Source organism: Maledivibacter sp., assembly GCA_025210375.1.
Classification (GTDB): Bacteria; Bacillota; Clostridia; order Peptostreptococcales; family Caminicellaceae; genus JAOASB01.
Map to the genome: position 1 here is coordinate 48830 of JAOASB010000054.1, position 16292 is coordinate 65121.

Sequence of the window (16292 nt, forward strand, 5' to 3'; positions counted from 1 at the left end):
CAGTGGATTTACACCATTTTAACGCCTACTTCAGCTATGACTCTAAATGATTCTCTTGATAACAAGGTCACCCTGTAAGCATTGTAAATCCTCGGCTATTGATGGACATTTAGCTTTTAATAAGAAGAAAATTTCCTTAGATGTTAATTCGCTTAAGGTTTCATAATTAGCTTGGCCCTTTGCAATGATAAGGTCAGCTTCATCAAATTCTTTTTTAAATTCCCCTGAGCAGAGGTCTAAAATCGTTCCTTGGGCATCGGAGCCGTTATCTATAACCCTCACTAGATCTATCATTCCCACTTCAACTGCATCCTCCATTGTAGCATCATTTACAATTGGTTCTCCTTTCACCACATAGGTAATCTTTTCTTTAGGAAGCTCATTTATCAAGAGTTTATCAAATACTATTTCTCCAGAATTATCTGCTATAAATAATATCTTACTTGCCCTATGAACTGCTTCCACAAGCTCAGGGGTCATATTATGTTCAATCTCTGTTTTCACACATTCTTCGATAGATGCCCTAACTTCTTCCTCTTCGATTAATGCAGATACACCAAAGTCTATAATATTACCTGCTATGGAAAGTCTGCATGCAGTATCCACTGGAGACCTACTGTTTTTGATTAAATCATGCAGGTTAAAGTCATGGCAAATCTGAGCCGCTACTTCATTATACTTGACCTTCAAACTTTTGTAGGGGTCATCATTACCAGAAACTTCTTTAATATATCTATGAACTATTCTTGCAAAATAGGGAGCAGTTTCAGAAAAGTTAAGCTGGCTGACTTCCTTCAGTGATTTTTTAATAATATCCTGCTGCATTGCTATATCATCTGTAACCATCCTTGCAGCTTCAATGGATTGTCTAATCAAACAAGGTACGCATTCAAAAGCTATTTTCATTTTTATCCTCCAATCAAAATAATCACATAGTTGATATAATGTTTTATAGTAAAACCAGTATGTATAAATAAAATATCTATATCGTCAATATAATGATGATAACATAGTTTTGATATAATTTGGAAAATAGTTTTGGCTAAATTAAAATTTATAGAAGTTAGCTGGGTAGAAGCATTTATTTAGAAGCTTATAGGATTGTAAACCTAAAAAACTCTCAGATTATCATAATTTTTTATGAAATCTAACCATTTGGTTAGATTTCATCTTTTTTGTAGAATATCATGATATACTGTCGACGATTGAAATAATATGTATTTATAGAGATATGGGTGTAGCTTTACAAAAAATTTTGAAGCTCTAAAGGAGAACATAGTAGAAGGAGGAGACTATGAGAAGGTATAGCATAACAGCAAAGAGATGGTTTATAGCTATAATTTTAGTTGTATGCATGTTATTCAATGTAGCATATGCAAATAGTGATGAAATTGCCGTGATTGAGGAAAATGTAGATGAGGGAGATACGCCTGATCCCGTGGAGACTGATTTTATAAAATACATAGAAGGGGACTGGAATATCAATAGGATCGATATAGATAGCGATGGTAATATCTATATTATCTATGACAGCAAGCACTGTATAAAGAAAATCTCTAGGGACAAATCCGAGACCATCTTTGGTGACGGGGATACATCAAGTGATGCTGATGGTAAATTCAATAATCCTACAGACATATGTATACATGAAGAAGATGGAACAGAGTATCTATATGTATCGGATACGGGAAATGATAGGATACAAAAGCTTGATTTAGATGGAAACTTTATTGAAAAAATTGAACATGGTTTTAACAGCCCTACAGATATAGGGCTAAGTAATGATAATAAGCTTTATATTTTAGATTCAAATTATGTTAATGATGGATATGTGAGGGTATTAGACCAATCAACAAATACTTGGTCGGATATTAAGAATCCTATACATCAAGAGGATCATAAACCTATAAGGCTGGAAGCAAGTAAAAATGGAGATTTTTATATTGGTTTTCGTAGCCACAGTTCTAGTAGCTATAGAACTATAGCAGTATATGGAGGAAAGGATAGTATATTCTATTTATCTGAACAAGATAATTCTATAATACATATAGGTAAAGAAGGATGGAGTTATAAAAGAAATAAAGCAGACAATACAGCCGACGACACAAGGCTATCATATCCACGAGCATTGGCAGAGGATAAGGATGGAAATATATTAGTAGCCGATGGCACAAAAATCAAGATATTAGATACTATTCCACCTAAAATAACAATAGAGCCAAATGGAAGTGATGAAGCAAAACCCACCCACAAAGTTCGTATATCAATATCCGATGGGGGTTATAGTGGTTTACCAGAGTTTTTAGGTGAAGATGAAGGTTTTAGATATAGATGGAAATGTCCTGATCAAATAGATCAACCACTTACTAAAACTACAGGACAGGTTTTAAAGCTAGATAAAAATAATACAGAAATAGAAATATCATCAGATGATGGTAATGTAACCTCAGGGACCTGTTATATAGAAGTATTGATATGGGACAAAGCAGGTAATGAAACTCCCATGCTTTCTAATGGCTTTGAATTTGATATAGATAGAGAGGGGCCTGTTGTTTCTTTTGGTGAAATTGATGATCTCGTTAAGACTAAGGATACTATTATTACTATGAGTTTTACAGACGATAATGCTATAGATATGAGTACACTTCAATATGTGCTGTTAAAGTATAAAAATGCAGATGGTTCTTTGACAAACTCAAAACCTCCTAAAGATTTAAATGATTGGTCTCATCTTACAGGATATACTGAATCAACAGTTAATGTATCTTTGGATAAATTATTGAAAGGAAATTTTATGGATTTGGAAAGTTCTAATGGCTTAGAAGATGGTAGATATGCATTATTGATTAATATAAAGGATGAATTTGATAATTCAAGTGAGATAGAAAATTCATATGTTTTTATGAATATTCAATTAAGCTATTTCCCAATAAAAATCCAATCAACGCCTAGTCCAGAATCATACATGGAAAAATACGATATAAAAATTAGTACCGAAGGCAAAGCAACCTTTATACAATGGACGGATAGTGAAGTTCAGCCCGATGAAACAGATGAAAATTGGGTGGCTATAGATGGATTAGCCACTCAATATGAAAGTACATCGTCGTGGAATATATGGACTATGAAGGATGTCAAAAAAGATAGTGGAACCCATTATCTCCATGTAAAAAGTATAGATAAGGATGGTCTGCCCCAGTACTTATGGAAGAAATTTTTATACGACAACGAAGAAGCGGGAATTAACTTTATACCGGACATACAAGCCCATCCTGAGAAAAGTATATCTATACAGGTTAAAGCCACGGATAATATACCAAATGCTACTCCAGAGCTTAAGGGTTTGTGGGTAAAAAGGCCGGATTTAACTGCAGATGATATAAATGATAGTGTGGATGCTATTGCGGATTATATTAAGCCTGATTATTGGTTTGAGATAAAGGACGGAGGAACACCTGATATAAACGGCTATGCCTATAGTAACGAATTACCAGACATCGATGATAACGCAACCCATACATTAAAAATATCCGAAGGCCAAGGAAAAAATCCACCCGACGGAGAATATCAGTTTCTAGCCTATGTCAAGGATAATGGTGATCATGAAACCTTTAAGCTTTCAAGTATATTTATCCTTGATAATACTGCACCTACTGGCACTGTAGCTATAGGAGCTGTCAATAGTGTGGATAAAACAGTGGCTATGGCTTTAACTCCAACAGATAATTACTCACAAAGGGACAGTATGTATTATCAATTTTCCAAAGATGGAACTACGTGGAATGGACAATGGCTACCTGTAAAGGATGGTTTTAAATATCCCCTTCCGAGCAATTCCATTGAGCAGGATATTACTATCTATTTAAAATACAAGGATGAAGCAGGGAATGAAAGTGAAGTAGTAAGTGATACTAAAACAGTTACCTATGAAGAGGGAGATATTGAAGCTTGGATAGAATACGACCATAGCTTGGATACACCCACAAAGGATTCTGTGATAGCCGAGATTAAATGGAAGGGTAATGCTCAAATAAAAAATAACGGAGGAAGCAGTCTTTATACATTTGTCGAAAACGGTAGCTTTGATTTCGAGATATCAGACAGCAAAAACAAAATTCATACCGTTAGAGCCCAGGTTTACAACATAGATAGAGAAGCTTTACTGCCCCATATAAGCTACTCAACAACAGCTTTAACCAATGAATCCCTTATACTTACCCTAAAGCCTAAGGAAGCAGTAACCATTACAAACTCAGATATCACACCCTCCATGGATGGTGACAACTACATATATACCATAGACAACAATGGAACCTACACCTTTGATGTTGAAGATACCATAGGAAACACAGCCTCCTTTGATGCCAACATCGATTATATAGATAAGACACCACCTACTATAGGGGTGAATATTAGCAATGAAGACCTGACTAATCATCCTGTAACCGTAGAAATCTTTGAAGAAAATGGGGAAGAAATTATGGTTTTAAATAATGCAGGTAATCTTAAAAGAAGATTTGAGAAAAATGAAAGCTTTACCTTTAAAGTACAGGATTTAGCAGGCAATTTAGTAGAAAAGACAGTGGATATAGACAATATCGATAGAACTCCACCAAAGGGTGTGATAACTTATTCTGCTGAGGAGCTTACTAAGGACCCAATTGTAGCTACAATCAAGTCCGCTGATAGTGACACCATAAATATATTAAATAATAGAAAAAATAATACAGTTGAGTTCAAGGATAACGGAAGCTTTAGCTTCCATATATCCGATGAAGCTGGCAATACAGCCTATGTAAAGGCCAGTGTAAGCAATATAGATAAAGAGCCACCTAACATAGTATTTAATGATAGAGAATCCTTAATTTTTACTAAGGATGAGGTTATATCAGATAGTGACTTTAAAGATTATGTGGTAACTGACAATATGAGTCAAAAGGCAGATATTGGGGTGTCCATAGACAAGGGTAGCTTTGATATCTCAACAGCAGGAGAATATGATATTACCTATACTTTAACCGATGAAGCAGGCAATAGTAAAGAGGTAGTAAGAAAAGCTATAGTCATAGATCAAGGAGCTGTAAGGACCTTTGTTAATGGCATGGCTTTAAATGAAGATAATACAGTGGTTACTAATAAGGATAGTATTAATCTAGATGTCTACAATCATCAAGGCGCTTACACCATAAAGTGGTATTATGGTAAACTGCCTCAGAATCAAATGAAAACAAAGGGAAATAGGATAGATGGTAATAGGATTCCCTTAGTGTCAGTTGATAAAGATCAGTACAATGAGCTTCATGAGCTGTATTATGATGAATTTAAAGAGGATTTTGAAAAATACTTTAAAGATGAATATACCTTTAAATACAAGGGTTGGGTAACAATTTACCTACAGGATCAAGAGAGAAATACCAAGCTCATTTATGTATATGTATTATAATCCTAGAACTTTAAAAGGAGAAAAGAAAAACTGGGGGACCTATTATGAAAAAAAAGCTTTTGAAAATTGTCACATATATTATGGCTTTCGCTACTTTGATGCTTCAGATAAGTACGCCTATCGCCTATGCATTAGAGGATGATGGAAAAATATATGAAGCTGCTAATAATTTTATAAAATTCCATGTTAATAAGGAAAATGGTAGGTTTACTATAAGAACTAATAATGGAGATCCTTATAAAGGTAAAAAGGATGCCAATAAAGATCTACTCTTTGAAGATGAGTATCCCGATACATCCTTTACAACCTTTAAAATAGATGGAAAGGACTATATCTATGGTAATTCCTATGGATTTCTAGGTCTAGCTGGTAAAGCCTTTACAACAGATGTTAAAGGGACAATAAGTGAATCCATATGGAATATAAATGAACTGGAAATAAAGCAAATATTGACTATCAATAATAATCCAGATGATTTAAAAGCTGGAAGAGTTAAGATATCCTATGAAGTAACTAATAAAGGACAAAATTCCAAGAACGTAGGGTCAAGAATACTCTTGGACACAAAGATTGGAAATGATGATGGGACGGATATCATATGTGACTTTACCCAGTATTCTAAGGAAAAAGAGCTTACTGGGGATAAGATACCTACCATCTGGAGAAGTGAGGATGATAAAAGTATCGTAGAGGCCTTTGGCTTTATTAGCGGCTGGGGGAATACTAAACCTGATAAAATGATTATTGGACACTATGAAGGCTTGTCTAATACTAAATGGGATTATAAAGTAAATGAAGGTTTAGACTTTACTAGCAACAATAATAAATACGGTGGAGGAGACAGTGCAGTTGCTTTTTATTGGGAGAATGTCACCGTTGCAGCAGGAGAAACCAAGGTATTTGAAACCTATTATGGACTTGGAGAATTTTTAGAAAAGCATGAAGGCTTGGAATTCCCATTTTCAATTTCTGCACCGAATAAGCTTACAGTAAATAGCAGTAAAACTGGCTATGAGGAAGAGGTTTTTGATATAACCTGCACCCTAGACAATAATACTATGAAGGAATATACCGATGTAGTTCTAAATTTAGTTATACCCGAGGATAGTGGATTAAGCTTAGTTGATGGTGAAAAAAGTGAAAAAATTATACAAAAGTTAGAAGGATATGAGAAAAAAGAAATTAGATTTAGGTTGAAGCCAAAAGCCAAAGATCATATGCAGGTATTCAATTATAGACTAGAGGTTCAGGCATACGGAATGGAAACCCCTAAATATATAAAAAAAGCCATTATAGCACCGGGATTAAAATGGGAAATGCCAAAGGTACATTTCAAAAGTGTAGCACCAAGAACTATTTATATGGAGGGTTCTAGAAATTTTACCATACAGGGAGAAGGACTTAGTGCCTTAGCTAATAAAGACGAATGGTATATGGTTCTAGTAGGCAAATATTCTTCAAAAAATTATTCCATCAGTAATGATTGCATAAAGGTTAGTGAAGATTCTATCAATGTTAGTCTTTCAAAAGAAGAAGAACCTATACCTGTAGGGGTATATAGTATTGCTTTATATTCAAGGGAATTGAATGGAAAGGATATTATTCTACCCTACGAGCTAAAGGTATCGAATGACATTAAATATAGACTTGAAGAATACGGAATATTAAGCATTGTGAAAACCGTGCCAGTATCTGGGGTTAGTGGAGCAAAGGATTTTATTTATAATGTTGAATTGTTTGAAAGTGAAGATGAATTAAAGGTTTTTAAAGACAATATAAAAAAACAAAATGAAAGTGCAAAGAATTTATACGAAAAAGGTAACGAAACAGAATTTAAACAGCTTTTAGTCACTGTTAGAGGTAAAGTATCAGAATATAAAAATGGGGGAGAAAGAAAGTTTTATATAGCTTCCGATGGTAAAGAAGATATCAATATCAATGAGGGCATTAGGTATGTAGGGGATGATCTCTGCATCATAGAAAAAGATCAAAAGAATGTAAAGATTACGGGATACGGTGTGCTAGGATTAGTTGGGAATTTTGATTTTTGGAAATGGGGCTTTGATATAGACCTTGAGAATGGCGAAGATTATTCATTGAATGCCCTAAGCTCAGAGGATATTGAGCAGTATTTCAATCAAAATGATGCAAACAAGAAAGAACTGGTAGATGAGAATATAGAATATCTTTACATGAGAGATAAGATATCAGATGCCCAAGAAGATGTATTGATTCAATTTTTAGGTGGAGGCACGGTGATTAATAGAATCTTCGGATTCCATGTACAAATTAATGATGCTGTATTAAAGGAAGAAGGCGTTTCCTTTGGAGGAATTATGGCACTTAGTTTTCTATCTAGGAGTGGCGATGATCTCAAGGAACGGAAATTTGATAATTCTATAGAGGTGGAAGAAGCTTTATTTGAAAAAAATAGTTCTAAAAAAACTGTTTTTAAAGGCATAAATGCAGCCGGTAATGTTAGTCTGCCTAGCGACGCTTTCTCTGGTATTTTGAGTAATGGAAGCGTAGCATCGGTTACCATTAATAGTATAGATAAGGTATATGGATTAGATTTTGATGCAAATATTAAGATTATTGAGCTTTCTGGACATATCAGTATTGCTTTTACACCTAAAAATAAACCTGTATTAGATGATTTAGAGCTGATGCTGGCAACTCCTGATATAAAGCTTGGACCATATATAACTATAACTAGTCTAGGCGGTGGTATAAACAATCTTTATACTGTTTTAACAGAGGATGGTAAAACAGGGCCCCCACTTACTATAATGGCAGCGGCAGGTTTTAACCTAATAAAAAATGATATCTTTGAGGGTATGCTTAGATCAGAGTTTACAAAATATGGAGTGAAATTTAATGGTTCCCTAGAATTGGTTCCAATAAATGCGGAGGTATTGAAAGAAGCTTGGTTCGAGCTTAGATGGGCAGAGCCAATGTATATTAGTGCCGGTGCAGAGATAGACCTTAAGCAGGTAGTAGTAGCAGATTTATCCCTTTATATATCGGGAAAGCACTTTGAAGGAAGTGCCAATGGAGAAGTTAATGTACCTAGTGATTGGCCTATTATTGGTGGCAGGGAATTAGCTAATGTAGACCTAGGGGTAAGTTCAAAGAAGCTATGGGCGGCAATATGCATTGATTTGGGATTGGTGGATCCTAAGGTAGGATTTTCATATAAATGGAAGAATCATGATTTTGATGTACATGCTAAGTGGACCATGCTAGATGGTAACGATGGAGAACCAGAAAACTATGTATATAAAGAAATTATAGACATGGGAGCAGGTCAAGATGATATGACACTATATGTGGGAACTAATATGAAAAAATTAGGAGGCTCCCATGAATCTGTCATGTATGCATCCTTAGATAACGATTTTATAGAGCCTAATGTTTATGCTTTGGCTGACGATACACAGCATTATTTTAATGCTTACAATCAAGATATGGCAGTATTTGAAATAGGATATAAAGGCGAAGTACCGACCTTTGAGCTGTTTGACCCTACTGGTAAAAAGGAAGTACTACAACAAGGAGCAGACAAGGCTTACCTAGTACAAGCTAATCCAAATGGCATTGGTGGAAAGGTTTATATATTTGTTGAAAAGCCTGTGGATGGAACATGGAAGCTTAAGGTCAGTGAAGCTGTACAATCAGTGTTTTATAACCTAGAGACCCCTCCATCTCTTACAAGTGTACAAGCTAGTAAGAGTGGTGAAGATGTAAGGGTTCAATGGGCGGCTGCTAATAGTGAAGGAAGCTTCATGGATATATTTATAGCTAAGGATAAAGATGAGGCAGGTATATTGATAGCATCAGATATAGAAGGAAGTGACAATGGCACCTATACATTTGATATACCTTCTGGAATAACAGCAGATGATTATTATGTAAAAGTGGTTATAAAAGAGGGTGAATTTGGGTATCAAAGCATGTATATAGAGGATGCTATATATTTAGTGGATAATGATGCTCCTAGAACGGTTACTAATGGGAAATTATCACATGGAGGAAATGGAACCTTAGTAGTAGACTATAAAGAAGTATCGGATAGAAATGTACAGGGATATTATGTAGAACTACTAGATGACTTAGGTAAAAAAGTAGATAAAATAGGAAGAGCCTTTGTTGAGCAGGGAAATAAAAAGGAAATAGTTATAGGGGGAAGCTATGAAGCTGTTATGCCTGTTATGACCGATGAAGGTAAACCAAAACTAGACACCGATGGTAATCCCATAACTGAAAAAGTTGAGATTGATCTGCCAAGGGGTGAAAGCTATAAAGCAGCTATAACTACAGTTAGCGAAGAAAATGGTAAGGTTCACTATAGTCCTGTGGTTTATACTAATGAAGTGTTTCTAAATGAGCCTAATCCTCCACAGGTAGAAGTCAAGCTGCTAAATGCTGCTACCGATGGGGAAGATGATAGAGGCGGAGATATAAAGGTTATTAAGGATTCTATTGCTAAAATTCATTTAAAGGTAGACCAAGAGGTTGCTACAATTGTAATGGTAAATGGGGTTAAGCATAGTACATTAAAGGAAAATAATACTGTTATGGATGTACCATTAAAGGATGGAGAGAATGAAGTTAAATTCATATGTGAGAATGAAGGTTTAGACAGAACCACAGAGGAAATGATTTTCAAGGTAGATTCAAAAGCACCTATATTAAAGATAGGTGAAATAAAAGAGCAAAACAATCAAGTGATTGTTAGTGGGTTTACAGAACCAGATGGGGATTTAAGAATAAATGGACAAACAGCTGTTATAGGGGATGCGGGCAATTTCAATCATACTTTATCAATGGATAACAAGCTGATAAAGTCTGTTAGGATAGAGTCTACAGATGATGCCAATAATAAGTCTGTCTATGAAACAGAGGTGCAAAATGAGTCAATTGGAAAAATTGAAAGTGTCCGTATTAATCCTAGTCTAAAGGCTATAAAGCAGGGAAGCTCCTATGAATTTCAGCTTATGACGAGGGATAGTAGTGGAAAAGAAGTAATTATTAATGACAGTTTGGTTGATTGGTCATTATTAGAAGGAAATGAATTTGGTGAGCTAACAAATGAAGGAGTATTAAAGGCAGATAATGAAGGGCAAATAGTAATACAAGCTAAATATCTTATTACTAGTGATTATGCCCTTGAGGATGCTTTAGTATTAGACATAACTAAAGATGGGGCTATTTTACCTAACCAGTCAGGAGGAGAAGACAATAACCAGACTGGATCAGAGGATAATAACAATACTGGAGGAAATAGTAGTGGCAGCAGCCACAGTAAGAAAAGTAAAAATAAGCTAAAGCAGCTAGAGGATATATTAAATGATGTAATAGCAAGAGAGAATAATTTAATTCCTGTAATTACTGAGGGGATAAAAGCGAGTGAGGTAGTTAGTTTGAAGGCCGATGATCTTGTTGTAACCTTGGATAAAGGAACCCTATCGGAAGAAGATAATATGCTTTTAATTGCAAAGCTGCAAAACCCAAAAGAATATATGGACAATCTGTCAAAGGATCAATTTGTAACAGATATATATGAAATACAATTAGCAAAATCAAATCACAATCTAAAAAAGCCAGTTAAGCTAAGCTTTAAAGTTGATAGGAGTAAGGCAAATGATGGCCTAGCTATATACTTCTATAATGAAGAGTATGATAGCTGGGAGTATATAGGAGGTAATATATCAGGAGATGAAATCACTGTAGAGGTCCAGCATTTTAGCAAGTATGCAGTGATTAACAATGAATCTGTTTCATCTATGGTAGATATAAAAAATAGATGGTCAGAGGATGCTGTTAAAAAATTGACATCTTTAAGGATTGTAAATGGATTAGAAAAGGATGGTATTAAATATTTTGAGCCAAAACGATCTATCAGCAGATTAGAGCTGGCAGCTATGGTAACTCGAGTAATGAAGGATATGAAAATAAAGAAGAAGGATAATCCGCCATTTGTAGATTGGAATTCAATAGCAGACTGGGGTAAGGATTATGCTAGGGCAGCATATAATAATGGTTGGATTAAAGGAAGAGATACTGAAGAGCAAGGGCTTTTATTTGCGGGAGATGAAAAGGCTACTAGAGCAGAAGTTGCAACTGTTATAGGAAGACTTCTTAAGGATGAAAGCTCCAAGAGCGTTACTTTTACAGATAATAAAGAAATGCCTTCTTGGGCGAAGCCATATATAGATAGATTAGTTAAATCAGATATTTTATCGGGATATCCCGATGGTACCTTTAGACCAAATCAGGCTATTACTAGGGAAGAAGTGGCAAAAATCCTTTCTAATTATATAGAAAGGATTGTGAACAAATCGAAATAGGAGATAGGGGACTATTGGTATAGATAAATAAAGAGTGCGTAATTAAAACTGCACTTTAACCGTTAACCATAAATTCATATAACCAATACTATTAATCAGTTGATCTATAAAACTTGGGAATTTGTCAAGAAAGGAATTGTCCGTGGGTTCCATTCTTGACAGATTCCCTTTGAATTTGTGGAGAATTATGCAAAAAAACAAAGGAAAATGTAAAATTATGTAGAATATATACAGTTAATAAATGTTATAAAATTCACTTTATGGTAACATTTATTATTAGAGATTATAGAATATTTTCAAGGAGGGAAAACCAATGAAAAAGAAAGTAAAAGCAATAAGAAAGACATCAATAAAGAAAAGACTTCTTACGGTTCCGCTCATTGTAATATTTTTAGGTATTGTAAGTATAGGATTTATATCTTCGTGGTCTATTAGGCATAGTTTATTAAATCAGATGAGACAAGATGGATTAGCTCTTGCTAATAATGTGGTAAGGCAGATAGAAGATAATACCATGTCTTTAAAAACCATTGATAAAATGCTAGAAGATAAAATAAGATCAGCAGGTAAGGTTGTCATTGCAAATAGAGATCGTTTAAGTAGCGATTATTTGAAAAATATACTAAAGGATTTAGATGTAAATGAATTATATTGGTATACCCCTGAAGGAGAAATTATTTATTCAACCATTGATGGATATTTAGGCTGGGTTCCACCGAAAGGACATCCATTATATGATTTTAAATTGAGTAGTGAACAAGAATTGATGGAGGACATAAGAGAGGATGCAGAGTTTGGTAGTTTGGTTAAATATGGTGCGTTAAAAACTACAGATGGTTATTTGGTTCAGATTGGGATAAAAGCTGATGAAGTTCAAAAATTAACAAAAAAATTTAGCTATCAAAAATTAATGGAAGAATTAGCAACACAGAAAAGTGCTGTTTATGTTACTGTTATTGATACGAACAAAAGGGTTATTGCACATAATAATAAGGATAGAATTGGGATGGAAATTGAAGATCGAAATGTTGTAAAAGCCATAGAAAATAAAGAATCATATGCCTTCGAATATTTTTATACCGCAGAAAATAGAAATGTTTATAATGTAACCATTCCTATTTTTTCCGATGAAGAACATATCGGTTCTTTAAATATTGGATTATGCATGGAAGGTGTTCGTGCTGCAATCAATAATAATATTAGAACGATTACCATATCTGGAATTATTACTTTTATTATCCTTGCATTGTTGTTAGGTAGCTTATCAAAGGATACGATTAAAGTTATTAATAAGCTGAAAGAAAGTTTAGGAATTTTGTCATTAGGAGACTTTACAAAAGAAATACCTAGTGAGTTATTAGAAAAGACTAATGAATTTGGAGAAATATCTAATGATCTAGATAGCATGAAAAAATCTATTAAAGCAATTATTAGGAATATAGGAGATGCTTCTGAGCAAGTAGCTGCATCTTCAGAACAATTAGAATCAACTAGTCATCAAGTATCTATTGCAGCAAATGAAGTGGCAACAACAACAGAAGAGATTGCAAAAGGGGCTGATGATCAAGCGAAGCAAACAGAAAATGGAGCTAGGAGCATAGCTATGCTAGGAAATATTATTGAAGAGAATCAGCAAATGATGGAAAAATTGAATATTGCAACTAAAGAAGTAGATGAATATAAAAATAAAGGAATAGACACGCTGAATGATTTAGTAGGGAAAACCAATGAAACCCTCAAAGTTACTGGAAAAGTACGAGAAGTAATCAGTGATACAAATAAAAGTGCAGAGAAAATAGAAAATGCTAGTCACATGATTAAAAATATTGCAGATCAGACCAATTTATTAGCTTTAAATGCAGCTATTGAAGCAGCTAGAGCCGGAGAAGCAGGGAGAGGCTTTGCAGTAGTAGCCGATGAAATCAGAAAACTTGCAGAACAGTCTACAAACTTTACAGATGAAATAGAGACTGTCATTCAAAATCTGGGTCAAAAAACAGAAAAAGCTGTTGTAGCAATGGAAGAGGTTGGTGAGATTGTGACATTACAAACAGAAGGGGTTAAAGACACAAAAAACAAATTTGAAAATATTTCCAATGCAATAGAACGAATGAATAAGGTTATGGAAAATTTAAATTATTCAGGAAAACACATGGAAGAACAAAAGGAGAAAATGATAGATACAATAGAGAGTTTAGCAGCTATTTCTGAAGAAAATGCAGCAGCAACACAGGAGGTTGCGTCATCTGTAGAAGAACAGACTGCAGCTATGATAGAGATTGCTGATTCCAGTGAAGCTTTAACAAAATTAGCTGAAGAAATGCGGGAGAATATATTGAGATTCAAATATTAAAAGATAAAGTACATTTGAAGCAAGAACCAATGAAGGGGATAATTTTTAGTCTTTAAAATCTAACCAAATGGTTAGATTTTATTATTTAAAAAGATTATTATGGTATAATCTCCTTATGTTATAAGTAAAAAAGGTAGATTCGTAGCAAAAATATTAAGAGATAAGAGTGAAATAGGGGGTTCTTATGAAAAAAATACTTAGTTTATTATTGGTTTTGATCCTTGGTTTGACGGCCTTTGGATGTTCAAAGGAAACAGCTTCTCAAAAAACCAAGGAGGAATTGAGAGCAGAAATCAAGGCAGAGATGGAAGCAGAGGCAAAGCTTAAAGAGGAATTAAAGGCAGAAATACAGGCAGAAGAAAAGGCTAAGGAAAAAGAAAAGGCAGAGACAACAACACAGGCAACAACCCAGACAACAACCCAGACAACAACCCAGACAAAAGATAATGATAATGTACAGCAACCAAATGCAGAGGCCTTAGCACCTCTAGATGTGAGAAATAATGATAAATTATATGAGTTTATAAATACTACATATCCTGATAAATATACTAGAGAAGATTTTGATAAGTGGACAGCCTTTTATTTTGACATTACAAAGGATGGAAATGATGAGGTTGGTTTTACCACTACATATTTTGATGGGAAACTGGAGTACGCTATCTTTATCACAGTGGATAATGGACAATACAAAGTAATACCATCAGAAATAGAGCTTTCAAAGTATCAAAATGATTTAGCCTATAATGAGGGCTTCATAACTATTGCACAAAAGGCCGGAGGCTCAGGTATGTTTTTATATGTAACAAGCTATTTCATATATGATGGGGATGAAATAAGAGATACAGATGCATCTATAGTTACAGAGGACGTAGTAGCTATGCCAACAGGATATTCCATCAAAGGTGAAATAGATGGGGATATAAGAAACTTTGTATATACAGCTACAAAAGAGGATTATGCTACAGAAAAGACTTTTGTAATAGAAAAAACAAAATATGTATATAATCCTGAGACAATGAAATTTGAGAAAGAAATTTTGATTGGTGAAAAGAAGAATGGTGAAGGTAGCTGTGAAGTTGATACAAATAACAATCAGAAGAGCATACAGAAAACTAATGAAAGTACCACTCAAGGAAATGATAACAAAAACACTCAAGAAAAGAATGATTATACTAAGGGCGTAGAATGCGAAGCGAGAAATGGTAATGTTTACATAAAGTATAAAAATACAGGGAATGAAGTGGAGGTGTTTAATCCTAATACCACTACTATTCATAAGGACGATGGAAACGGAGTTTTCACATTTAAATCCGGTAAAGTAAAAGGCGCTATTGCAAGAACTACAAGCTTAGGTAATAATGGAAGCAGGCTGTATTTTACTACTAACGAACATGAAGAGTATGTGAGAAATGCTTATTCAACCTTCTATGTAGATATGGCAACTCTTAATGTGTATTTTGTTGCAAACGGAGAATACATCAAGCATGTTACAGACTATCCCTATAGCAATTATACTATAGTTGCAAACGATCAAGATGGATCAATAATTTATAGTGCATATGATAACTCAAATCAATTTTCTTGCTATTTAGGAGGATCATTGGATAGTGATATAGTAGCTCAAATAGCTAGTGCTATGGAAGCAGCAAACTCTGATGCTGGAAGTTATGGAGTATCAGGCTTTAATACAGAGACTATAGCTGGAGAAGAAATAGATTATTCTAAGTATATGGCAGTTGTAGTACCTATGCATAGTACATCAAATATTGACTCTCTTACTAGGGAAACATGTAGTTTTAGTGATAATCCAGACAATCAGAAAGTAAGCTTTGCTATTTTTGGTGAGATGAAGGATATTAAGGTTACTTATTTTGAAAGTATGGATTCTCAAGGTGAAGTGGAAACAGTTAAAGATCTTAAAAATTCTTATCTTGATATTTATGCAGCTTTCAGTACAGACATGTCTTATATAAAGGTTACAGGAAAGGTTCACACAGGGGAAGGAAACTATTCCGATGTAGAATTTACTATGGATAATATGAGAGATGTAAGTGAATATGAGGTTTTAAAATTTAAGTAAAGGGAGTGATTCTCCCTTTATTTACATTTACAGCTTTTTATAATAAAGTTAGTAAAAAAAGGG

The 16292-nt window shown here is 34.3% G+C and carries 5 protein-coding genes; 4 read left to right on the forward strand and 1 reads right to left on the reverse strand.

What is annotated here, in order from left to right:
- Window positions 1-42: 42 nt before the first annotated feature.
- The gene (locus tag N4A68_20110; protein ID MCT4566605.1) at window positions 43-906 is read right to left on the reverse strand and encodes an ARMT1-like domain-containing protein; all 864 of its coding nucleotides are present in this window, start codon (window positions 904-906) and stop codon (window positions 43-45) included.
- A 388-nt stretch (window positions 907-1294) separates the two neighbouring features.
- Here N4A68_20110 and N4A68_20115 point away from each other — a divergent pair, with 388 nt between their 5' ends.
- The 4 genes from N4A68_20115 to N4A68_20130 all read left to right on the forward strand — a co-directional run bounded on the left by N4A68_20115 (window position 1295) and on the right by N4A68_20130 (window position 16229).
- Window positions 1295-5443, forward strand: a complete 4149-nt coding sequence (locus N4A68_20115) for a hypothetical protein (protein MCT4566606.1) — start codon at window positions 1295-1297, stop codon at window positions 5441-5443.
- A 44-nt stretch (window positions 5444-5487) separates the two neighbouring features.
- Window positions 5488-11793: an S-layer homology domain-containing protein gene (locus tag N4A68_20120; GenBank protein ID MCT4566607.1), complete on the forward strand. Its 6306-nt coding sequence runs from the start codon at window positions 5488-5490 to the stop codon at window positions 11791-11793.
- Between the two features lie 313 nt (window positions 11794-12106).
- Window positions 12107-14146, forward strand: a complete 2040-nt coding sequence (locus tag N4A68_20125) for a methyl-accepting chemotaxis protein (protein MCT4566608.1) — start codon at window positions 12107-12109, stop codon at window positions 14144-14146.
- A gap of 184 nt (window positions 14147-14330) precedes the next feature.
- Window positions 14331-16229 (forward strand): hypothetical protein, encoded by a 1899-nt coding sequence (locus N4A68_20130; GenBank protein ID MCT4566609.1) that lies wholly within the window; start codon window positions 14331-14333, stop codon window positions 16227-16229.
- Window positions 16230-16292 lie beyond the last annotated feature (63 nt).

Excerpts from the sequence above, each read along its gene's own strand:
- N4A68_20110 (MCT4566605.1), bottom strand. The coding sequence starts at position 906 with ATGAAAATAGCTTTTGAATGCGTACCTTGTTTGATTAGACAATCCATT.
- N4A68_20115 (MCT4566606.1), top strand. The coding sequence starts at position 1,295 with ATGAGAAGGTATAGCATAACAGCAAAGAGATGGTTTATAGCTATAATT.
- N4A68_20120 (MCT4566607.1), top strand. The coding sequence starts at position 5,488 with ATGAAAAAAAAGCTTTTGAAAATTGTCACATATATTATGGCTTTCGCT.
- N4A68_20125 (MCT4566608.1), top strand. The coding sequence starts at position 12,107 with ATGAAAAAGAAAGTAAAAGCAATAAGAAAGACATCAATAAAGAAAAGA.
- N4A68_20130 (MCT4566609.1), top strand. The coding sequence starts at position 14,331 with ATGAAAAAAATACTTAGTTTATTATTGGTTTTGATCCTTGGTTTGACG.